Source organism: Streptomyces sp. CG4 (assembly GCF_041080655.1).
Lineage (GTDB): Bacteria > Actinomycetota > Actinomycetes > Streptomycetales > Streptomycetaceae > Streptomyces.
The window spans coordinates 9,016,246-9,037,021 of the sequence record NZ_CP163525.1 but is presented as its reverse complement, the minus strand read 5'-3'; the positions used below and the strand labels follow the sequence as shown (position 1 = coordinate 9,037,021).

19 protein-coding genes are annotated in these 20,776 nt (G+C 72.7%); 5 read left to right on the top strand and 14 right to left on the bottom strand.

Annotated features, from left to right (window positions below; all coding sequences use genetic code 11):
* Window positions 1–10: 10 nt before the first annotated feature.
* Window positions 11–748: an MgtC/SapB family protein gene (locus AB5L52_RS41660; protein ID WP_351570063.1), complete on the bottom strand. Its 738-nt coding sequence runs from the start codon at window positions 746–748 to the stop codon at window positions 11–13.
* A gap of 110 nt (window positions 749–858) precedes the next feature.
* On the opposite strand from AB5L52_RS41660, the gene AB5L52_RS41655 reads away from it, so the two are divergent.
* From AB5L52_RS41655 to AB5L52_RS41645, 3 genes are all read left to right on the top strand, one after another.
* On the top strand, window positions 859–1,227 hold the full coding sequence (locus AB5L52_RS41655) for an ANTAR domain-containing protein (protein ID WP_351023317.1): 369 nt from the start codon (window positions 859–861) through the stop codon (window positions 1,225–1,227).
* Between the two features lie 143 nt (window positions 1,228–1,370).
* On the top strand, window positions 1,371–2,090 hold the full coding sequence (locus AB5L52_RS41650) for a nitroreductase (protein WP_369368335.1): 720 nt from the start codon (window positions 1,371–1,373) through the stop codon (window positions 2,088–2,090).
* 173 nt (window positions 2,091–2,263) lie between these two features.
* On the top strand, window positions 2,264–3,433 hold the full coding sequence (locus tag AB5L52_RS41645; protein ID WP_369368334.1) for an AI-2E family transporter: 1,170 nt from the start codon (window positions 2,264–2,266) through the stop codon (window positions 3,431–3,433).
* Between the two features lie 357 nt (window positions 3,434–3,790).
* Here the strand turns inward: AB5L52_RS41645 and AB5L52_RS41640 are convergent, their stop codons facing one another.
* Window positions 3,791–4,348: a TetR family transcriptional regulator C-terminal domain-containing protein gene (locus AB5L52_RS41640; protein ID WP_351570054.1), complete on the bottom strand. Its 558-nt coding sequence runs from the start codon at window positions 4,346–4,348 to the stop codon at window positions 3,791–3,793.
* Between the two features lie 118 nt (window positions 4,349–4,466).
* Between AB5L52_RS41640 and AB5L52_RS41635 the strand changes: the two genes are divergently transcribed.
* Together AB5L52_RS41635 and AB5L52_RS41630 are read left to right on the top strand one after the other, a co-directional pair.
* Window positions 4,467–5,624 (top strand): FAD-dependent monooxygenase, encoded by a 1,158-nt coding sequence (locus AB5L52_RS41635; protein ID WP_369368333.1) that lies wholly within the window; start codon window positions 4,467–4,469, stop codon window positions 5,622–5,624.
* Between the two features lie 513 nt (window positions 5,625–6,137).
* On the top strand, window positions 6,138–6,281 hold the full coding sequence (locus tag AB5L52_RS41630; RefSeq protein ID WP_351570048.1) for a hypothetical protein: 144 nt from the start codon (window positions 6,138–6,140) through the stop codon (window positions 6,279–6,281).
* Window positions 6,282–6,385: 104 nt separating this feature from the next.
* Here AB5L52_RS41630 and AB5L52_RS41625 read toward each other — a convergent pair whose 3' ends face one another.
* The 12 genes from AB5L52_RS41625 to AB5L52_RS41570 form a co-directional block, all read right to left on the bottom strand.
* Window positions 6,386–6,895 carry a hypothetical protein gene (locus AB5L52_RS41625; protein ID WP_369368332.1) on the bottom strand — a complete coding sequence of 170 codons (510 nt, stop codon included), beginning with the start codon at window positions 6,893–6,895 and terminating at the stop codon, window positions 6,386–6,388.
* Between the two features lie 561 nt (window positions 6,896–7,456).
* A complete protein-coding gene (locus tag AB5L52_RS41620; protein ID WP_369368331.1) occupies window positions 7,457–7,723 on the bottom strand; it encodes a hypothetical protein in 267 nt (88 codons plus the stop codon).
* A gap of 388 nt (window positions 7,724–8,111) precedes the next feature.
* Window positions 8,112–8,948 carry a lysozyme gene (locus AB5L52_RS41615; protein WP_351023292.1) on the bottom strand — a complete coding sequence of 279 codons (837 nt, stop codon included), beginning with the start codon at window positions 8,946–8,948 and terminating at the stop codon, window positions 8,112–8,114.
* 173 nt (window positions 8,949–9,121) lie between these two features.
* Window positions 9,122–10,993 (bottom strand): M1 family aminopeptidase, encoded by a 1,872-nt coding sequence (locus tag AB5L52_RS41610; RefSeq protein ID WP_369368330.1) that lies wholly within the window; start codon window positions 10,991–10,993, stop codon window positions 9,122–9,124.
* A 266-nt stretch (window positions 10,994–11,259) separates the two neighbouring features.
* Window positions 11,260–11,916, bottom strand: coding sequence for a 1,4-alpha-glucan branching protein (locus AB5L52_RS41605; protein WP_351023287.1), 657 nt, complete (start codon window positions 11,914–11,916; stop codon window positions 11,260–11,262).
* A gap of 64 nt (window positions 11,917–11,980) precedes the next feature.
* Window positions 11,981–12,643, bottom strand: a complete 663-nt coding sequence (locus AB5L52_RS41600) for a spherulation-specific family 4 protein (RefSeq protein WP_369368329.1) — start codon at window positions 12,641–12,643, stop codon at window positions 11,981–11,983.
* The gene (locus AB5L52_RS41595) at window positions 12,640–13,539 is read right to left on the bottom strand and encodes an NAD-dependent epimerase/dehydratase family protein (protein WP_369368328.1); all 900 of its coding nucleotides are present in this window, start codon (window positions 13,537–13,539) and stop codon (window positions 12,640–12,642) included. Before AB5L52_RS41595 ends, AB5L52_RS41600 begins: the two co-directional genes overlap by 4 nt.
* A gap of 7 nt (window positions 13,540–13,546) precedes the next feature.
* The gene (locus AB5L52_RS41590) at window positions 13,547–14,260 is read right to left on the bottom strand and encodes an NDP-sugar synthase (protein WP_369368327.1); all 714 of its coding nucleotides are present in this window, start codon (window positions 14,258–14,260) and stop codon (window positions 13,547–13,549) included.
* Window positions 14,261–14,300: 40 nt separating this feature from the next.
* Window positions 14,301–15,302: a GDP-mannose 4,6-dehydratase gene (locus AB5L52_RS41585; RefSeq protein ID WP_369368326.1), complete on the bottom strand. Its 1,002-nt coding sequence runs from the start codon at window positions 15,300–15,302 to the stop codon at window positions 14,301–14,303.
* 41 nt (window positions 15,303–15,343) lie between these two features.
* Entirely contained in the window at window positions 15,344–16,714 is a 1,371-nt protein-coding gene (locus AB5L52_RS41580) for a hypothetical protein (RefSeq protein ID WP_369368325.1), read from the bottom strand.
* On the bottom strand, window positions 16,711–18,207 hold the full coding sequence (gene pelF / locus AB5L52_RS41575; RefSeq protein WP_369368324.1) for a GT4 family glycosyltransferase PelF: 1,497 nt from the start codon (window positions 18,205–18,207) through the stop codon (window positions 16,711–16,713). Before pelF ends, AB5L52_RS41580 begins: the two co-directional genes overlap by 4 nt.
* Before the next feature lie 108 nt (window positions 18,208–18,315).
* On the bottom strand, window positions 18,316–20,442 hold the full coding sequence (locus AB5L52_RS41570) for a hypothetical protein (RefSeq protein ID WP_369368323.1): 2,127 nt from the start codon (window positions 20,440–20,442) through the stop codon (window positions 18,316–18,318).
* Window positions 20,443–20,776: the final 334 nt, after the last annotated feature.

The window sequence follows — 20,776 nt, the reverse complement described above, 5'->3', positions numbered from 1 at the left end:
GACGTACCCGCTATTCGTCGTCCGCCGCGGCGCTCACCTCGACGTCGAGCACGCCCTCCTCGTGGAACAGCTCCGAAGCCAGCGCCGTCGGATCCTCGGCGCCCTCCAGTTTCAGCAGCACCCGGGCCGCGTCGTCCGTGCGGCCGGGCAGCCGTTCGACCTTGACCTGCACGATCTGGAAGCCGCGCCGGGTGCAGGTCTCCATCAGGCGTGGCAGCAGCGCCGACCCGGTGCGGTAGGTCAGCCGTGCCTCGAAGCCGGCGGCGGCCGTCTCGGGGATCAGCCGGGACGTGAAGAGCGGATAGCCCCGCACCACGAGGAAGTGCAGGGCGGTCACCGCCAGCGCCAGGATGGGCAGCCCGCCGCCGCAGGCCATACCGACCGCGCAGGTCAGCCAGATGGTGGCGGCCGTCGTCAGACCCATCACGGCGTCCCGCCGTACGAAGATCAGGCCGCCGCCGATGAAGCCGATGCCGGACACGATCTGCGCGGCGACCCGGGAGGGGTCGTAGGAGACGTGCTCCAGCCCGAGGACCGCCGTGAAGCCGTGCTGGGACACCTCCATCATCAGCGCGCTCGCGATGCCGACCAGCGTGTGCGTGCGCAGTCCGGCGCTCTTCTGCTGGGCCGCCCTCTCCCAGCCGATCAGGCTGGACAGCAGCAGCGCCAGCCCCAGCTCGGCCAGCTGCCGCACCCCTTGTCCGTTGTGGACGTCCCACAACGGTGCCGCGAGCCCCGCTCCTGCCATGCACACCTCGCACGTCGCTCCGCCCGTGTCCGGGTCCTTCGATGGTCCGCCGCCGACGCCTACCCCGCGACGGCGCCGCGATTCCTCGGGTCCGGGTGGGTCAATCGGGCATGGCCTTCTTCGCCCTCTCCCGGCACCAGCCGCTGACCCTGCTCTCCGTCACCGAACTGGTCTCGGACAACGACCGGCTGGTGCACGAGAACCAGCAGTTGCGGCGCGCCGTGTCCTCGCACGCGGTGATCGACCAGGCCGTCGGAGCCGTGGTCGTCCTCGGGCGAATCGCCCCGGAGGAGGCCTGGCGGGGGCTGCGGGACGTCTCCCTGCGCACCAACATCAAACTGCGGACGTTCGCCGAGCACATCCTGGTCTGCGCCCAGGGCGGGACGTTCCCGGAACCGCAGCGGACCGAGCTCGGCAGGGCGATCGCACGCCACCGGCGATGCGCCGATGTGGGTGGACCCCCGGCGCCGGGCCGGTGACGGGCCGTCCGCCCCCGTCCGGCAGCCGGCCTCCCTCCCTGGCCCACGAGCAGGTCACGGCAGGGTGAGGATGCGACGGTCACATCCACGCCCCGGCCTCCGTCAGTACGGCGGAAGACGGAGTCGGACAGGAGGTCGTACGGGTGGATGTGTACGAAGCGGTGGCGAGTCGGCGGGCGGTGCGGGCCTTCACGGACGCCCCGGTCCCGCACGCGGCGCTGGACCGGGTCCTGGCCGCCGCCGCGCGCGCCCCGTCGGGCGGCAATCTCCAGCCGTGGCACGTCTATGTGCTGACCGGCGCCCCGCTGAACGAGCTGAAGAAGCGCACCGCCGAGCGCGCCGAGGCCGGTGATCCGGGGGACGAGCGGCAGTACCGGATGTATCCGCCGGAGCCGGGGTCCCCCTACCGGGAGCGGCGGTCGGCGGCGGCCGCCCGGCGTTTCGAGGCGCTCGGGATCCGGCGCGGCGACGCGGCGGCCCGCCGGGCGGCCGTGGCGGCGAACTGGCGGTGTTTCGGTGCCCCGTGCCTCGTACTGTGCTACATCGACCGCGACATGGGCGCGGCGCAGTGGGCCGACCTCGGGATGTATCTGCAGACGGTGATGCTGCTGCTGCGCGCCGAGGGGCTGCACAGCTGTGCGCAGATGGCGTGGTCGGTGTACCACCGCACGGTCGCGGACGTGGTGGCCCCGCCGGAGGGGCTGGTCCTGTTCGCGGGCCTGTCGATCGGCTTCGCGGACCCGTCGGCGCCGTTCGCCCGCATCGACCGGGCACCGCTCGCGGAGACCGTCACGTTCCTCGGCAACGGCGCGATTCCCGGCGACGGCGCGGACGGTGGGCCGGGGCAGCCTGCCTCGTCGTAGGTCTCGCCGCAAGCCGTGGGCCGGGGAATGGTACCGCTCCTGCCGCGCCGAAACGTCGCCGTCCGGGGGAAACCGCCTGCGGGCGCCTTCCGCGCGCCCCGTGCCCGAGCTGTGCTTACGGTTCTCCCATGTGACCGACCGTCATCCGGGGTGGCGGAGAGGAGCCGAGAGCGGTGGTGGGCGATGCGCGTCGGCGGGCGGCCCGGCCGGGCGGCCGACGCCGCAGCGGGCGGGCGCCGGGCAGCCGGCCGGCGTACACCGTGCGGCGCGCGGCCGCCCCGCGCCCCAGGCCGGTACCGGCGGCCGAGCGGGTGGTGCCCTGGCTGCGCGTCGGGGCGGCCTATGCCTGGCGGCTCATCCTCATCGGGATCGTCGTCTACGGCGTCTTCAGCGTCCTCGGCAGCTTCCAGCTCATCGCCGTCGCCCTCTTCCTCGCGCTGATCGTCACCTCCGTACTGCGCCCGCTGACGGACCTGCTCGACCGGTTCCTGCCGCGGCCGTTGTGCGTCGCCGTGACGCTGGTGGGCAGTCTGCTGCTCCTGCTGGCGCTGCTGGCCCTGGTGGGCAACGCGGTGGCCGGCGAGTCGACCCGGCTGGCGGGTGAGTTCCGCGGCGGGGTGCACCGGATCGAGGAGTGGTTGCGGCGGCCGCCGTTCCGGCTGGGTCCGGGCCGGCTGTCCGAGTGGGAGAACCAGGTGACGCACTACATCGCCACGCACCGGTACAGCCTGCTCAGCCGCGCCGTCAGCGGACTGGGCCGGGTCGTCGAGGTGGTCACCGGGGTCGCGCTCGCGCTGTTCTCCTCGGTGTTCTTCATCCATTCCGGCGAGCGGCTGTGGGGCTGGATGCGCGACCATCTGCTGCCGAGCGGTGCCCGTCCGGGGTGGGACCGGGCGGGGCGGGCGGCCTGGCGGGCCTTCGCCGGGTACACGCGCGGCATCATCATCGTGGCCGCCACCAATGCCGTGCTCGTCGGCATCGCCCTGCTCGTGCTGCGGGTGCCGCTCGCGCTGCCGCTGACGCTGCTGGAGTTCTTCGCCGCGTTCGTGCCGCTGGTCGGCTCGCCGGTCGCGCTCGGCGTCGCCACGATCGTCGCGCTGGCCGGACGCGGGCCGATCACGGCGTTGGCCGTACTGGCCCTGATCGTGGTGATCGGCCAGTTGGAGGGCCATGTGCTGCATCCGCTGGTGATGAGCTGGGCGGTACGGCTGCACCCGCTCGTCGTCGCCGTGTCGGTGATCGCGGGCAGCATCATCGCGGGGGTGATCGGTGCCGTGGTGGCCGTACCGCTGGTCTCCGTGGTCTGGGCGGTGCTGCGGGCATCGCGTGCGGTGCCGCCGTGACGACTGACGGGTCGACACCCGTAGCCCCCAACTACCCGACTGCACAAGGGTTTTGCTCACGATCCGAACACGGGATCAGTTGTTCCCTGGAACAGGTGATCGTCACCCGGAAGAGTGCCGTGACGGGAGTGACGGGACCATACTTACGGTGTGCGAGCGACGGGCTGCAGACCGTGGCCGACGCACAGGTCCCACTCACAGTTACACCGCAAGGAGCAGTACGACCATGAACGTCCTCACCGACATCCTCGCCGGACTCGTCCACTTCATCGGGTGGCTGGTCTGACGCCGCGGGGCGTGTGAAGAAGCGCGGCGCCGTCTCCTCGTCCCAAGGAGACGGCGCCGTCGTCGTACCGCTCACCGCAAAGCCGCTGCCACAAGCCCCCGGACCTCCTCCTCGCGAACGTCTCCCCCGTTCACCAGCCGGTCGAAGACCAGGCCGTCCACACAGGTCAGCAGCGTGACCGTACGCTCCGCCGGGTCGGCCACGCCCCGCCCGGCGAGGAAGTCGCACACCACCTGCCGCCCCAGGTTCGCGCGCGGCACCAGGATCTCACGCAGCTCGGGATGGCGCGCACTCTCCACGGCACAGGCGTAGCGCGCCAGCGAACGCCTCCGACCCGCCCCAGTGAGCCGCGTCTCGGTCAACTCCACGATTCCCGCGACCAGTTCCTCCACGGTCTGCGGCACGGGCACCCTGGCCCCGGCCTCCTGCAGCTCGGCCTGGTCCAGCGCCACCAGGCGCCGGACCAGCGCGGCGAGCAGGGCCTGGCGGGTGCGGAAGTAGGCGGAGGTGGTACCGGGAGGAAGCCGTGCCGCCCGGTCCACCGCGCGATGCGTCAGCCCCCGCATCCCGGTGTCGGCGAGCACGCCGATGGCCGCGTCGGCGAGGAGAGTACGTCGGTCTGTGGACACCCCCACTTTCTACACCCCCCGCTTCTACACCTGTAGAGCACCCGCGGTAGGGTCTTCTACACCTGTAGAAACCGGCTGCGGCCGGAGTGACGAGGACCGAGCGCGAAGGGGGACCGGAATGAGCGGTACGGCGGTGGTGGTCGGGGGTGGCATCGGCGGTCTCGCGGCCGCGATCGGGCTGCACCGGATCGGCTGGGACGTACGGGTGGTGGAGCGGGCCGGTGCCCTGGCCGACGCGGGCGCCGGCATCTCGCTGCACGCCAACGGGCTGCGCGCCCTGGACGCCCTCGGCGTCGGAGCGGCGGTACGCGTGGCGGCCCGTCCCCAGTACAGCGGCGGCACCCGCACCCCCGAGGGCGGTCGGCTGAGCCGGATGGACGGCGCGGCCCTCGAACGCGCACTGGGTACGCCGATCGTCGGCATCCGACGGTCGGTCCTGCACCGTCTGCTGCGCGAGGCCCTGCCGGCCGGGTGTCTGCGCATCGGCGACACGGTGACGGAGCTGGACCGCACGGTCCCCGACCGGGTGGGGGTGCCGGTCGGCGACGACATGCTGGACGCGGACCTGGTCGTCGCGGCCGACGGGGTCCGCAGCCGCCTGCGCGGCCTGCTCTTCCCCGACCATCCCGGGCCGGTCTACGCCGGCTCGACGGTGCTGCGGGCCATCACCGAACGGCCGTTGCCGTTGCGCGGTGACTTCGAGCTGACCTGGGGCGAGGGTGCGGAGTTCGGGCACATCGCCTTTACCGACGGCCGGGCCGAGTGGCATGCGGTGCTCACCGCACCGGCCGGCGTCCGCCACGCCGACCCGCTCGACATGCTGCGCCGGCGCTTCGGCCGCTGGCACGACCCGATCCCCCAGCTCCTGGACGGCACCCGGCCGGAGGCCGTGCTCCACCACGACATCCATGAACTGGCCACCCCCTTGCGGTCGTTCACGGCCGGGCGGGTCGCGCTCCTCGGTGACGCGGCGCACGCCATGACGCCGAACCTCGGCCAGGGCGCCTGCCAGGCCCTGGAGGACGCGGCAACGCTGGCAGCCGCGCTCGCCCATGAGCCCTCGGTCACCTCGGCCCTGGCCCGCTACGACGCCGAGCGCCGCCCGCGCTCACAGGCGGTCGCCCGCGCCGCACGGCAGGCGGGCCGGATGGGCCAGCAGCTCTCCCACCCGCTGGCCGTCGCCCTGCGCAACACCGCGCTACGACTCACCCCGTCCCGCGTGGCGATGCGAGCGATCCTGCGCCACGCCGACTGGGCGCCGCCCGGGCTGGGTTGACCTCCTCGCCGGGGCGTCGGGGCGACTCGCCGGGGAGCGTTCACCCCTACCCGGCCACCGGCCTTGCGCTCGGCGCCGCGACCACCGCACGGGAAGTCGCCGGAAGGGCGGGATTGCTGGTGCTGATCGGGGTGAGCGGGGGCCGTCCTGCCGCTTCAAGTACGGCCGGCGTGCGGGCGAGTCGATGCGCTGCGGAATCAGCTCGGCGTCTCGCCCGAGTCGGCGCAGACGCCCACCGGAGAGGATGTCCACCACGAGAGTGCGGACGTGGGCCCCATGGCCGGACGCGGTGCCGATCTCAGCTGGTCAGCACGGAACATGGCGTACCGGCGTATCGGACAGGGCCCACGACTGGCTCCGGGATCTGTGCCCGACGGTTGCACGGGTGGATGTGCGCCGACTGCGCGTGCTGCCACCGAGCGGCTGAATCGGCAGGGTGAACGGTGTGTCCGGGCAGGCGGGGCGGGCGGTTCGGCGCAGGGTGGTCGGGGCTGTCGCCGTCGAGGAGGAATCGTGAAGCGTCGTGTCATCGCCGTCTTGGCCGCTGCCATCGCCGGGCTGATGCTGTCGGCGGTACCGGCCGCGCCCCGGGACGGTCATGGTCACCTGGGGAGCGACGACTGGAACGTCCCGCTCACCAACGTCGGGCTGCTGTAGCGGGGCGACAGCTCTTCAGCCGAGCGCCGCTGTCCGCCCCGCGTTCCTCCTGAGCAGCAGCCGTCCGCTCGCCCCGACCGCCAGCAGTCCGGCCACCATGGCGATCAGGCCCAGGCCGGGACCGAGGACAAGTCGACGTGAGGGGCGCGGGCCGCCAGGACGACCGCGAGGGCGAGGGCCGTGCCGGGCAGGGACAGCAGGGCGCGGCGCGTACGGGCCAGGTCGTCCTCGGCGAGGGAGCCAAGGACGCCCACGCCGAGGGCCAGGGCCCAGACGCCGAGTGCCTGCGCGTCCACGCGGTTGGTGTGCAAGGGCACGAAGCCGGCCCAGAATCCCGGCTGCACGAGCAGTCCCGTGCCGATGCCCAGCCAGGAGGATCCGAGCACGGCGAGCGGCGGCTTGGCCCAACCGGGCAGGGGCGCCGTACGCTCTGCGGGCGGGCCGGACCGGGTGAAGGCCTGTGCCGCGAGGCAGATCGCCCCCGCCACGCACAGCAGGCCGAGGGTGAACAGCCGGCCGAGGCTGAACAGCACCGAGACGATCGGACCGCCGTGGGCGATGTACAGCCGGCTCGCGTTGAGCAGGCTGACCGTGAAGAGTCCGGTCAGGACCACGGCGACCGGCAGGACGAGGGTGCGCGCCTCCTGCCAGGTACCGGCGCGGCCCAGGACGAAGAGCGCCGGCGCTGTGCCCAGCCTCGCGGCACCGAGCAGTCCGGGGCTGAGCGGATCCGGTGACGGCCAGGCCCCGAGGACGTGTCAGGTCAGGGCGACGACCGTGAGGACACTGCCGACGAGCAGGTTGATCACCGCGACCGCCACGGCCAGCAGCGCCACTCCGGGCGAGAGCGGACGGCCGTGCGGGGGCGCGGTGAGGAGCTGGGGCAGCGCAGAGGTCCCTGGTGTCTCAGAGCTCTGGGAGCGTGGACGTCGTAGCCGATGCGGCGGGGTCGGTCGGTTGGGTCATGGCTGGCCTTCCGTTTCCGGGGAGGCGACGAGCAGATCGGCGTGGGTCCCTCGTGTCGGGGGTCCGGACTGCCGAGGGCGACGCGACGCGCCGCGGGCATCTCGGTCGAGCCGGGACGACCGAGCACAGCAGTCCCGCGAGCGCGCGAGCGGGCAGGGCCGGGAAGCGGGCGCCGCGCAGGTGCGCAGGAGACCGGCGCCACGGCACCGTCACGGCATCGCAGTGGCCGCCCGGGGTATGGGCAGCGGGGCCGGCAGGGAGCGCCGGCGTACCTCGCGGGCGTACATGAGCCGCAGGCTGACCGCGAGCGCGGCGCCGAAGGCGGCGAGCCCGCAGCCGATGGCGACGCCGGCGGTGAGCGCGGTGATGCTCCGGTGTTCGGCGAGCCGGCCCCGCCCGCTCTCCTGCCGTACCTGGGTGAGCAGGCCCGCCGCGAGCAACCGGTCGCGCTGCGCGTACACCTGCGCGTGCGGCACCGACCAGAAGGGTGCGACCGTGCGGCCCGCCTCCACTACCCCGAAACACCGTACGCTCGACCGCCCGCCGCCTCTATGCCCACCTCGCCGACCACGAGGACACACTTCCACTTCGCGGAATTCACATTCCGCACAACGACAAGTCGCCCTGCCTGCTCTCCAACACGGCAACCGATGACAACGGGGTGGGACATGAGCGGCAGTCGCGTGGCACTGGTCACCGGATCGGCGGATGCCATGCCCGCCCTGATCACCCGTGTGGTCGCGGCCGGTGCCCTGGGCCGGTGTCACGAGGACAGGCCGGCCGAGCACGTCGGGCGCTCCTGTCACACCGTCAGCAGGGCCGGGCTGCGGCTGACGCCGGCCCAGGGCAGGCTCTGCGGCCGGGTCAGCCGGTGGCCAGGACCTTCAGCCGGTCCTGGTTGCCGTTGAAGCGGTCGTGGTCCCCTACGGTCTTGCCGGACGAGGTGTACTGCCACATCGTGTACAGCGACCAGCCCGCCGGCAGTGCCCCCACGCTCGCCGCGAAGCGGGCGATCCACAACGGATTGGTCTTGCCGAAACCGGCGTAGTTGCCGGTGCAGTCGGTCCACCAGCTGGTGGCCGTGTAGATGACCGCGTCGCGGCCGGTGCGGGACTTGTAGCGGTTCAGGAAGTCGCGGATCCAGGTGACCATGGCGCTCTTGGACTTGCCGTAGCAGCTGCCGCCGTACGGATTCCACTCGATGTCGAGCACGCCGGGCAGGGTCTTGGCGTCCTTGGTCCAGCCGCCGCCGTGCGCCAGGAAGTAGTCGGCCTGAGTGGCGCCGTCGGACGTGTCCGGGGTCGCGAAGTGATACGCGCCGCGGACCATGCCCGCCTTGTACGGGCCGTCGTACTGCTGGGTGAAGTAGGGGTTGGTGTAGGACGTCCCCTCGGTGGCCTTCGTGTACGCCCACTTGGTGGCATCGCCCCACAGCGTCGGCCAGCTGACGGCGGCCTGGTGGCTGGCGACGTCGACGCCTTCGAGCTGGTTCGCACGGATGGGGGGTGCCGTGTCGGCGCCGACGGCGCGACCGTCGTGGGCCAGGACGCCCATGCCCATGTAGGCACTGCCGCGCCGGGGTACGGGCGGGGGCGACGCGGGCTGGGCAACGGGGCTGGACAGGGTCAGGAGAAGGCCGGTCAGGACGCCCGTCAGAGCCAGGCGTGCGCGGCCGCGCTGGGGGGAGAGGGAGCTTCGCACAAGACCATCTGACACGTCGTCGGGCGGTACCGCACTCCGGGTACCGCCCAACTGAGCCATCCCGGGCGGTTCTTGGTCCGTATGGGTGGCCCCGTGGCCCCGGACGGCATACGGGCCGGTCGTGGGGCGGCATCCCCGGGAGGTGCCTGCCACGACCGGCCATCGTGCGTGGGTCAGCCGTCGATGTGGTGCTGGGTCCAGAAGGAGGTGAGGTCGGTGCTCGTGGCGGCCTGGGCGGCGGCCTTGAACTCGGCCGTGGTCGACACGCCGTACCAGTGCGCGGTCGCGTAGTCCTTCAGCACCTTGGCCATGGCGGTGTCACCGAGGACGCGGCGCAGGTCGTGCAGGGCGCACTTGCCGTAGCCGTAGACGACGGTGGAGTAGCGGGAGGAGTGCGCGTCCCAGTAGGCCATGGAGTTGGTGATCTTCTCGGCGCTGGAGGCCCAGGAGACGCTGTTCCAGCAGTTGGCGCCGGTCTTGCCGAGGGCGAGGTCGGTGGCGTAGTCGGTGAACGCCTCGTCCAGCCAGGGGCTGTTGTACTCGTCGTCGCCGACGATGCCGTACCACCACTGGTGGCCGATCTCGTGGGTGAGGGCGGTACTGCTGACCACGTCCAGGACGAAGCCGGGGTACTCCATACCGCCGAACCAGTAGTTGTCGTCGAGCACGGCGTCCAGCTCGCCGTAGGGGTAGGCGCCGAAGCGGCCCGCATGCGCGTCCACGGCCGTCTCGGCGGTGGCGAGCATGGACTGGGCGCTGGAGGAGCTGATCCCCGCGACGGAGTAGACGTTCACCGCGACGCCGGCGGAGGAGGTGCCGGAGATCTTGGTGAAGGGTCCGGCGGCCCAGGCGAAGTCACGGACCTTGGACGCCGTCGCCGTCGTCACCGTACGACCGCTGGTGCCGGGCGTGTCGGTGGCGGTGCCGGTGGCCGGGACCAGCAGGCCGCTGGGGTGGTCGAGGGTCACCTTGAAGTCGGCGGCCAGGGAGTAGAACGACTCGCCGTTGTTGGTGTAGGGGTCCAGGTGCCAGCCGGCGCTGTCGCGGATGGCGAGGACGGGCAGGGCGTTGCCGATGAAGCTGTAGGCGCCGTCGTGGCCGAAGCGGTCGGCGCCGCTGGGCACGCTGATGCCGAGGTCGAAGCCGATGGTGGCGCTCTGGCCCTGGGCGAGCGGGGCCGGCAGGTCGACCTTCAGTGCGGTGCAGTCCACGGTGGGCGCCTCGGCCGTGCCGCCGGTGACGCCCGTGACCCGGATCGGCATGGCGTCGCAGCTGCCGTGGTAGTTGTCCCACAGCCGCAGATAGACCTCGTTCAGCGCGGTGGCGGAGGCGTTGGTGAAGGTCGCGCTCTCGTGTCCGGTCCACTCGGTGCCGCTGCTGTCGCTGCTGAGGTTCACGGTGTACGAGGGCGCGGCCGGGGTGCGGGTCGTGTCGCCCGGCGGTGGCGTGGTGCCGCCGGAGGTGTCGAGCGCGATGTCGTCGAGCACGAAGCTCGTCTGCAGGCTGGAGTCCTCGGTCCCGGTGAAGGAGAGAGTGACGGTCCGGCCCGCGTACGCCGACACGTCGATGGACTTCTTCACGTACCCGGTGTTCTTGTCGAGGTTGGAGTAGGTGGCCAGCGTCGCGCTGCCGATCTTGGCCGTGAGCTTGTCGTAGGCGGTGGACGAGGTCGTCTCCGCCGTGTCGATGTGCAGCCAGAAGGTGAGGGTGGCCGTGTCGCACCCGGCCGGGATCGTGATGCTCTGGCTCAGGGTGTCGGTATGGGTGCTGCCGACTCCGTCCAGCCAGGCGTAGGAGCTGCCGCCGTGGGCGGTCTGTCCCGAGCGGCTGGTGATGACCGTGGCGGAGGACGTCGACCACGGCGATGTCCCGCTCTCGAAGCCGCCGTTGCCGACGATCTGCGCCGGAGTGCAGGCGGCGGGTGCCGTGGCCGGAGGGGCTGCGGCCGGGCGGGCTGCGGCGGGCGTGCCGGGGAGCACGAGGGCGACCACCGCGGCGACGGTGAGGGCACCGGCGCCGAGGGCCTTGTGGGGGGTCGATCTCACACGCTTCTCCTTTGCGGCGGCCGGGATTCCCGGCCTGCTCGATGGCCGCGGGCCGGCTGGGGGTACGCCGGGGCGGCCACGGACGGGGCTTGCGCGATCGCTGCACCGAGAGGTGCGCCGCGCCCTCATGGGGTCGGGGCACGGGCTGTCGGACTGTCGAGAGAGTGCCAGATTTGACGGGATCATGCCAGAAGGCGCGGGACGCTTCGCGGGGGCGTGCCGCGTCAGGTGCCGGGCGGGCCGGGCAGGTTGGGTGAACGCGCCGTTCAGGCGGTACGCAGCGTCACGAAGACGGCCGCCAGCGGGTTGCCCTGCGGGTCCTGCCAGCCGCGTGCCACATGGCCGAGCGCTCCCCCGGGGCGCTGCGGAGGCTGCCCGGGGACGGGGTGCAGGACCCGGTGCACGTGCAGGGTCGTGCCGTGCGGTGCGGACAGGCGGGTGCCTTCCTGGTCGTCGGTCGGCTCGGGGGTGATGCCGTCCAGGGCGAAGGGTGCGCCGGTGCAGGAGCGGATCACCTCGTGGTCGGGGGTGTCGTCGATGCTCTGGGCCTGCGCCTGGGTCCTGCCCTCGATCAGGGACAGCAGCCCGGCGACCAGCACCGGGTCGTGGCAGCCGTCGTAGGCCCAGCGCTTGCCGAGCACGCCGTGCTCCATCGTGCCGACGAGCGCGGGCTCCGCGCCCTCCAGCGGTGCGCCGCGGTACGTCAACGGGACGAGATAGGCGGTCGGTTCGGGGGTGGAGGTGTCGGTGGCCACCATGAACTCGATGCCGACCTCGCCCTCGGGGTCGTCCAGCCGGAAGCCGCCGGACTTGGTCAGCACCGGGGCGTCCGGGCCGCCGCGGTACCAGGGGCGGGTGGGCAGCCAGCCGGTGAGCAGCTCCAGCTTCGTGGGCTGGAGCGTGGTGTGGTGGATGATGGCCATGCCGGCGCCTCTCCTCCGGTGCGCGAATGCTGACCTCCGCAGCTTCGCACACCGTTCCCGCAGCTCAGCGGAGCGCCCCGCCCAGCGCCGGGGTCAACTCGGCCCATGGATTGGGTGGTTCGCCCGTGACCGGGCCGCACACCGCCGCACCGCGCTCGTGTGCGGTCCGTACGGCGAGCGGGACCAGCGCCTCGGGGACGCCGTAGACGAGGTGGCAGAACCGGTCGGGCGGGTGGCGGCCCGTCCAGGCCGGCCGGGTGAACGCGGAGACGTACGTGGACCAGTGGCCCTCGAAGGTGACGGTCAGGTCGGCGAGGCGGGCGTACCCCGGCGCCGGGTGGACGCCCGGGTTGAGCACGACCGGGGCCGCGCCCAGCCGGCGGATCTCCCGGACCAGCCGGCGGCAGGCCGTAAGGCCCTGCGGGGTGGCGGTCACGCGGTCCAGGAAGCAGCCGTCGGTCCGGTACCAGGCCTGGTACCTGCGCATGTCGTCGGTGATGTCGGCCCGGTCCCGGACGCCGTAGTCGGTGTCGACGTACCCGAGCAGCCGGGCCCCGGCGGTGTGCAGCGCGCGGGCGGCCGCGGTGTACGCGGGGTCCGGGGCGGTGCCGGGTCCGCTCGCCGGGTTGAGGACGACCGCGTGGGTGCGGGCGGCCGCCGTGATCAGCCGGTGCCAGGCGCCGGGGTCCTCGGCCGGGTGCACATACAGCGGGACCAGCAGACTCATGGTGCGCTCTCCGTCGTGGCCGACCACAGCGCGGTGAGCGCGTCGTCGAGGGTGTGGGCCGGCCGCCAGCCGAGGGCCCGGGCCGCGGCGGAGATGTCCGAGCACTGCCAGGACACCGGAGCGGAGCGCACCGAGCCGCCCGTGCTCTCCTCCAACTGCCCGCGAAATCCCGCCTGTCCGGCCAGCATGCATACCAACTCCCGTACGGCAGTTGCTGTTCCCCCGCCGATATTGAGAACAGCGGGCAGACGGCGGGGAGTGGTGACGGCGAGCGTCACGGCCTGGGCGACATCGCGTACGTCGACGAAGTCGCGGTGCGCGGACAGGTCACCGAGCCGCAGGACCGCGTCCGGGTTCGGGCCGGCCGAGCGGAGCAGGGAGACCATCCGGCCGGGCAGGCTCGCCACGGGGGCGCCGGGGCCCACCGGGTTGCCGACGCGGAGCACCACCGCGTCCAGGGCCGAGGTGGTGATCGCGAGCGTGCCGGCGAGCTTGGTCGCACCGTAGAGGGTGACCGGGCGGGCGGGCGCCGACTCGGTGACCGGGGTGCCGGGGACTCCCGGACCGTACTCGGCGGCCGAGCCCAGGTGCACCAGCCGGGCGGTGGGGGCCGCCTCTCGCAACGCGGCGCACAGCACGGCGGGGCCGCGTGCGTTGGCCTCGGCCAGCGTCACCGGGTCGCCGCCGGTGGTGCCCGCGCAGCTGACCACGGCGTCGGGCGCGGCCGCCGCCAGGGTCTTCGCGAGCCGCTCGACCGGGTCGACGGCGATGTCGACGCCGAACTCGGCGGTGGCGGAACGGCCGGCGGCGAGGATCCGCGCGCCCGGCAGGGCGCGCAGCCGCGCGGCCACATGGCGGCCCAGATATCCGGTGCCGCCCAGCACGAGAATGCGCATACGGTCCTCAGGCCCCCTTGAGCAGCAGGGACTTGCGGCTGGTGAACTCGGCGTTGGCCCGGTCGTAGTCGTCGGGGCGGCCGATGTCCAGCCAGTAGCCGTCGAACTCGTAGGCGTACGGCGGGTTCTGGGACCTCAGTAGGTCGAGGACGAGTTCGTCGAAGCCGAGCGGCAGGCCCGGTGTGTAGCCGTCGAAGGTGGCGCGGCTGAGGCCGTAGACGCCCATGGAGACCCGGTAGTCCATGCTGGGCTTCTCGGTGAAGGCGACGACCCTGCTCGCGTCCGTGGTGAGGACGCCGAAGTCGATGTGCACCTTGCGGGCGTAGGTGCAGATGGTCAGCGGCGCGCCCGATGCCCGGTGCCGGCGCAGCACGTCGGCGTAGTCGAGGTCGGTGAGGATGTCGCCGTTCATCACGAGGAACGTCTCGGGCAGCCTGTCTCTGAGGCCGAGCAGCGGGCCCATGGTGCCGAGCGGGCTGTCCTCCGTGGCGTAGTCGACCGCCATGCCCCACTGGGAGCCGTCGCCGACATAGGCACGGATGATCTCGCCGAGGTGGCCTATGGCGAGGGTGCAGCGGGTGAAGCCGGCCGCGGACAGCTGGCGCAGCACGATCTCCAGGATGGCGTGCTGGTCGCCGATGGGGACGAGTGGCTTGGGCAGCGCGGTGGTGTAGGGCCGCAGCCGGACGCCCTTGCCTCCCGCCAGGATCACTGCGTGCATGAGGCTTCTCCTTCGAAGAAGACGAGACGTGCCGGAAGGGTCAGATGTTGTAGATGCCGGTCTTGTAGCGGGCGAGGTTGGCCGGGTCGCGGAAGAACTCCACGGTGTGTGCGAGGCCCTGCTCCAGGCTGTGGACGGGCTGCCAGCCGGTGGCCCGGTGGAGCCGGGAGGCATCGGCGACGAGCCGCATCACCTCGGAGTTCGCGGGCCGGACGCGGGCCGGGTCCGCGTGTACGTCGAGGGCGGTGTCCATCACCTTGCCGATCAGCGCGACGAGGTCGCCGACCGAGATCTCGCCGCCCGTACCGGCGTTGAAGGTGCGTCCGACAACCTGTTCGGCGGACGCGGTGCCGACCGCGAGGAACGCCCGCGCGGTGTCCTTGACGAAGGTGAAGTCACGGGTGGGCCGCAGATCGCCGAGGGTGATCGTGCGCTCCCCCGCCGCGACCTGGCCGATGACGGTGGGGATGACCGCGCGCATCGACTGGCGCGGGCCGAAGGTGTTGAACGGCCTGAGCGTGACGACCGGGGTGCCGAAGCTCGCGTGGTAGCTGTCGGCCAGCCGGTCGGCGCCGGCCTTCGAAGCGGCGTACGGGGACTGGGTGTTGACGGGGTGGTCCTCGGTGATCGGCACGGTCTGCGCGGTGCCGTAGGTCTCGCTGGTGGAGGTGTGCACGAGGCGGGGTGTGCCGAGCGCCCGGACGGCTTCGAGGACGTTGAGGGTGCCGGTGACGTTGGTCTCCACGTAGCTGTGCGGAGCCTGGTAGGAGTACGGGATCGCGATCAGGGCCGCCAAGTGGTAGGCGACGTCGGCGCCTTCGAGCAGTCCGCGGACCGAGCCGGGGTCGCGGACGTCCCCGAGGACGATCTCCACGTGGTCGAGGACGTCCGGGGCGAGAGTCTCCAGCCAGCCGTAGGAGGAGAAGGAGTTGTACTGGGCCATGGCTCTGACCCGGTGCCCGGAGGCCACGAGGGCCTCGGTGAGGTGGGAGCCGATGAATCCCTCGGCCCCGGTGACGGCAGTGAGCGGTGCGGGGGTCAACTGGTCGGTCCTTCCGGTGGGTTGGGCGAGTGAGGCCGGCATCAGGTGTGCCGGGCGGGGCGGCCGAGCAGCCGCAGGGCGTACGCGACGAGACACAGGGCAGCGGCGCCGCAGCACAGCGGCAGCGCGGCCGGGCCGGGCGGCAGGCGCAGCGGCGGGACCGGGCCGGCGGCTGCCGCGGCGGTCAGACAGACGGCGGCCGGCGGCCAGGCGGCGCCGAACGCCTGGAGGAGCAGCGCGGTCCACAACGTGGCCGCGAGCAGCAGCAGGGTGGCCGGTGCGGCACCGGTGAGACGGGCGGCGGGCAGCAGCGGCAGCAGATAGCCGAGCAGGCACAGGCCGAGGACGGCGGCCGAACGCAGCAGGAATCCGGTCGGCGTGGCGGTGGCCCTCAGGGCCGCGACGGCGAGACCCCGATAGCGGTACAGCAGCCACTCGGCGGGCCCCATGCTCACGGTGAGCACGATCACGGCGTACGGCGCCTGCCGACCCTCCAGCAGCACGAGCAGGCCCGCGGCCAGCCCGAACAGCCCGTACGGCAGGGAGGCGAGCAGCCGGGGCCGGGTGCCGTCGGCCGCGGCGGGGGTGGCGAGGGCACCGCGCAGGGCGTGGGCGGTCACGGCGAGCGTGGCCGACAGGGCGAGCAGGGGCAGTCCGGTGCGCAGTGCCGGGCCGGGCTCCCACCAGGGCAGGACGGTGGCGCCCGCAATGAGCGGGGTGAGCGCGGCGAGCAGCAGCCGTTCCCGGGCCAGCACCAGCAGGACGCCCGCCGCCGCGAGGTACAGCGACTGGGCCGCCACCGCGAGGAGCACGGGCGGGCTGCCGGCGAACGGGACGGCGGCGGCCGTGGCGCATGCCGCGCCCAGGGGTGCGCCGGTCCGCAGGGTGCGCGCGGCCTCCCGGCGGCCGGTGGCCATCCGGACGTGGGCCCGGTGGCCGAGCGCCTGGCCCCACGCCCAGGACACCAGGCCGGCGAGTACCGGCCCGGTCGCGTGCCGGCCGGGGTGCCACAGGGGTGCGGTCAGCAGATAGGCCAGCCCCGGCAGGGCGAACAGCACCCCGCGCAGCAGACAGCGGAGATGGTCGGGTCGCCAGGGGTCGGCAGGACGCGCGGGCTCCGGGAAGCTGCGGGGCACCTGGTCGTAGAGGGCGGCCGCGAGGGCGAACAGGTCGGGGTGGCCGTACCGTTCCTTGATCTGGTCGCCGGTGAGCCCCTCGGCCTCCAGCAGGGCGGCCACCTCGTAGGGGTGGACGGCGGGGCCGATGCCGTCGGCAAGTTCTGCGGCGAGCCCGCTGACGGCCTTCGGCGCGGGGGCCTGGTCGTCGTGGGCGCGGGCGGACGGGACGGCGAGCCGCAGCATGAGCGTGTCGCGTTCGGTGCCGCCCGGTTCGAGAGCCATGGGTCCGCTCATCCGGCCAGGCTCCGCACGCCGGCCGGCTGCGGCGGGACTGCCAACTTCCGCTCGGATATGGGCAGTTCGAGGTAGATGGAGCGGAAGGTGTCGATGGTCCGGCGCAGGGTGAACTGGTCGATCACGCGCAGCCGGGCCGCCTCCCCCATCGCCCTGCGGCGCCCGGGGTCGCCCAGCAGCTCCACCGCTGCCGTCGCCATCCCGGCGGGGTCGCGCGGCGGGACGACGAGCCCGGTGTCACCGACGGCCTCGCGTACGCCGCCGACGTCGGTGGAGACGGTGACCCGGCCGCAGGACATGGCCTCGATGAGGGTGAACGGGAAGCCTTCGCTGATGCTGGAGAGCATCACGACGTTCCCGGCCGCGTAGGCGTCCTTGATGTCGTCGACGCGGCCTTCGAAGGTGACGGCGTCCGCGTGCCCCAGCTCGGCGGCCAGCGCCGCGCAGCGGTCCCGGTACGCTTCTCCGCCGCGCGGTGTGCCGCCGAACAGCCGCAGCCGGGCCGCGGGTATCTCCGCCCGGACCAGGGCGAAGGCACGGATCAGGGTCTCCAGGTCCTTGATGGGGTCCACCCGGCCCGCCCAGCTGAGGGTCGGCACGTCGGGTTCGGGGCCGGCCGGCGGGAAGGCGGCGGGGTCGACCCCGTTGTAGACGGTGCGGATGGCCTCGGGGTCGGCGCCGCCCTGCTCCTCCCACAGCCGGTTGTACCGGTTGCCCGGGGTGATCAGGGCGGCCCGGCGGTAGCTCTCCTCGGCGAGCAGCCGGAAGAAGCCGAGGACGACGGCCTTCACCGGCCAGCGGTAGGGGGCGGTGCGGTAGCCCAGGTAGCGCTCGCGCAGATAGACGCCGTGCTCGGTGAGCAGCAGCGGAACGTCGTGGCGTGCCAGTCCGGCGAGTCCGGGCAGGACGGCGACGCCGCCGCTGACCGCGTGGGCCACGCCGTGCCGGGGCGGTGGTGCGGCGAGCGGGCGCAGGGCGTGTTCCAGCAGGGCGGTGGCGGTGACCGCGTCGTGCAGGGTGGGCCGGGCCTCGCGGACGGCGAGACCGGGGCGGTTCCACACCGCGGCCAGGACGGCGATGGCCCGGTCACCGCGCAGGAACGGGCTCAGGGTGCCCTCGGCCGCGGCCCCGGCCATGCTGTACAGCCCGGGTGCGAACTGGTCCTCGGCGTGCGGGTCGAGCAGCGCGGTCAGGAAGCGTTCGTAGGCGGCGGCGAGCCGACGCAGGGCGCGGCCCCGGGGTGTACGTCCCTGCGGCGGGGCTCCCCACATCGGCACGGAGAGCACGCGCCGGACATGGGCGGGCAGGTCCCATACGACGGGTTCGCGGCCGGTGCCGGTGATGGCGACGACCTCGAAGTCGAGGTCGGGCATGCCCTGGACGAGCTGGTCGCACCAGACGCTGACGCCGCCGTGGCTGTGCGGATAGGTGCCTTCGGTGAGCAGGGTGACGTGCGCCGCGCCGGGGCGGCGCACGCCGTGCTGAACGTGCATCGATGGGGCTCCACGGCCTCGGTGTGGGGTGGTCGTACGGGCTCCGGCCGACGGGCCTCCCGGGCAGCCGGGAGGTGTCGCACCGACCCTCGTGTTCCGGTGCGCCGTTCAGTTGTCCGGGGTGTACGGGACCTGCTCGGTCACGCCGGCCGGCACGTTGGTGCGCGGGGCCGGGGTGGTGGCCGCCGGGGTGTTCCCGGTCGCGGCCGGTGCGGCGGTGGAGGACGTGAGGGTGAAGGTGAGTCCGGCGCCGGGGGAGGCCGTCCAGCCGGACACCTGGCCCGCGTAGGCGGTGCCGAAGGCGCGGCCGCCGGAGGTGGTGCCGGTGGGCAGGGTGGCGGTGACGTCGGTGCCGTTCGGCGCCTGCACGGTGACGGTGTCGCCGATGCGGTAGGCGGTGACCTGGCCGGCCTGCACGGCGCTCTTCCAGGCGGCGCGGCGGCGCAGTTCGGTGCCGATGTCCTTCATACGCAGGTTGACCAGCGGGGTGGTGTCCGCGAACAGGGCGTCGTAACCGTCGAGCACGCCGTTCAGGACCGGGTAGGCGATGCGGTCCTCGGTGAGGTTGGACTGGTGGATGAAGTGCGGCTTGGGGTCGCCCGAGAGCACATGGCCGAGGGCGAGACGGGTCTCCAGCGGCACGATGTAGTCCTGGTACCCGGTGTTCGTGTCCAGCGGGGCCGGGAGGCATGTGGTCGTGGCGGGGTTGTCCTCGCAGATGCCGCTGCCGCCCTGAGCGCGGGAGGTGTAGAGCCAGTTGTACTCGTCGGCCTCTTCGCTCGCCCTGCCCGCGTTGTAGAAGACGTTCATCGGGTAGCGCGAGACGGTTGCCGCCGGTCCGACCTGGCGCTGGTCGGGATCGCGGGAGCTGTCCGAGCCGAGCCACTCGACGCCGTTGTCGGAGAGCGCCGGCGCCAGGTTGGGGTTGTCCTGGGGCTGCTGCGGCAGGATCCGCAGGCCGGAATGCTCACCGGTCACCAACTCGTCGTTCTGCAGCGGGAGTCCGGCGACCTGACCCCAGGTGCGGTTGGTGGCGATCTCGTAGTCGATGGTGGCGCGGCCGACCCACTTGGTGCTGCCGTCGGGGTTGGTCCGGCACCTCCACGGCACGACCGTGGTGTCCTGCTCGCAGCCGAGGAAGGCGTGCGTGTAGGTGTGGTTGACCCAGCGGAACTGGTTCCGGTCGGCGATGAGCTTGTCGGCGAGCTGGTCGACACCGTTGTTGTCCTCGCGCTGGTCGACGCTGCCCGCGCCGTTGTAGACGAGGTCGAGAGTGAAGTGGTGGCTGTTCTGCCAGGCAGTGGCGTAGTCGACGTCGGCCGGGGTCATCCGGATCGGGCGGGGCGTGGCCGAGCTGTTGGTGCAGTCGACGTCGCCGGGTGTGCAGTTCAGCACGGTGTCCCAGCGGTCGTCGGCGGCGAACACGTCGTCCACGTGCACGGCGAAGTAGTTGCGGGCGGCGCCGAGGTGCACCCCGCCGGTCATCCATTCCACGATGCCGCGGGACAGCAGCCGGAACTGCTCCTGGTACTGGTTGTAGACGAACGTGACGACCAGCTCGCGCCGCCCGTCGTGCCGGTACTCGCCGATCAGCGAGCCCTGTTGGGAACTGCCGGGGATGGGGGCTTGGACGTACGGGGTGAAGTCGGCACCGGGCGCGGGAGCCGACAGATAGGCGTAACTCTCGCCCACCGAGGGCGAGTTGTCCTCGAAGGGCACGGCGCCCTTGAGGTAGCCGAAGGGCCCGGCCTTGCCCGCGGCGGTGACCTGGGCCTGGACGCCGTCGATGCTGCCGGAGTAACCACCGGAGGTCGGGACCTGCAGGCCGGCCTGGGGCCGGGCGTAGGTGTAGGCATCGACCTGCGGGATCGCATAGGTCTGCTCGTAGGAGGCCAGCGCGGCCATCTCTGCGCTGCCGGCCGCGAACGGGTTGTCGTCGGGCAGGACGACGGCCTGGAACCTGGCCCGCGGCCGGCCGTCGACGGTGTCGGCGAGGAAGCCGGCGTCGACGGCGGGCCGGGCGGAGTCGGTGAGGTCGACCTTGGTGTACGGCGTTCCGGCGGCGTCGAGTTCGGCGGCGATGGCGTCGGTGGCCGGGCCGCCGTCGCTCACCACCAGGACTCTGAGGTCGGTGCGCGGTGCGGTGGCGCCGGCCTGGGCCGGGCCGGCCTGCAGGCCGAGCGCGGTGGTGAGCGCCCCCAAGGCCAGCGCGGTGGTGCGGATGGTCCCCTTCATGCGGTGCAGTCCCCTCCCCGGGCAGGGGTGAGCACGGCTCCGCGGAGCGGACCCACCCCCTTGCGTGACGCCGGCGTCCCCCTCAGAAGCCGGTCGTCGACGCATCCGTCGCGTCACATGGTGATGGTCCTGTGTAGCTTTTGTGGTCGTGTTACGAAACCTGACGGAAAATCACAGGTATCCAACAACCCCTGGGAGCAACCCCGTTGACGATTTTCCCGTCGCCCGCGTGAGGGGCACCGCGCACGGACGGATCCGTTCCGCAGGTACAGCCGCAGTACGGCGCACCGGCGGACCTTGAGGGTCCGCCGGGCGCGGTGTGCATGGTCCGTGC